The sequence below is a fragment of the Streptomyces flavofungini genome, from assembly GCF_041028215.1.
Classification (GTDB): Bacteria; Actinomycetota; Actinomycetes; order Streptomycetales; family Streptomycetaceae; genus Streptomyces; species Streptomyces flavofungini_B.
The window spans coordinates 1-501 of record NZ_JASKYR010001492.1; the positions used below are offsets into that span (position 1 = coordinate 1).

1 protein-coding gene is annotated in these 501 nt (G+C 75.8%); it reads left to right on the forward strand.

Going from position 1 to position 501, the window contains the following annotated elements; genetic code table 11:
- Window positions 1–99: 99 nt before the first annotated feature.
- Window positions 100–501: TIGR04222 domain-containing membrane protein (locus AB8Z36_RS41830; RefSeq protein WP_369218540.1), on the forward strand; the 402-nt coding region annotated here is incomplete at its 3' end.

The window sequence follows — 501 nt, forward strand, 5'->3', positions numbered from 1 at the left end:
CCCCGCCCCGCTCAAGCGGAACGTTATCCACCCGTCACCGGCCGTCCGGATACTGAATATGCCATGGCGCGAAGCACCGCCTTGGCATAGAACACCGCCATGTTCTGGGTCCCTCTGCTTCTCCTCGCCTGGGCCGTGACCGGCCTGACCTGCGGCAGACTCTGCGTGGCCGCCGCCCGTGCCGCCGCCCCGGCGACGGCCGCGCCGCACGGACGCCGACTCACGCTCTACGAGGCGGCCTTCCTGTCCGGCGGCCCCGCCCGCGTCGCCGACCTGGCGCTCGTCGCGATGGCGGGGGCGCGGCGGCTGCTGATCGCGCACACCGGCTGGGCGACCGTGGTCGACCCGGAGGGGCGCGACGACATCGAGCGTTCGGTGCTCGGCGCGATCGGCCCGGCGGGGCAGGCGCGGATAGCTCCGGTACGGCGTGGCGCGGCGACCGCCGACGCCGTGCGGGCGCTGGCGGACCGGCTCGTCGCCGCCGGGCTCGCGGTGCCGGAG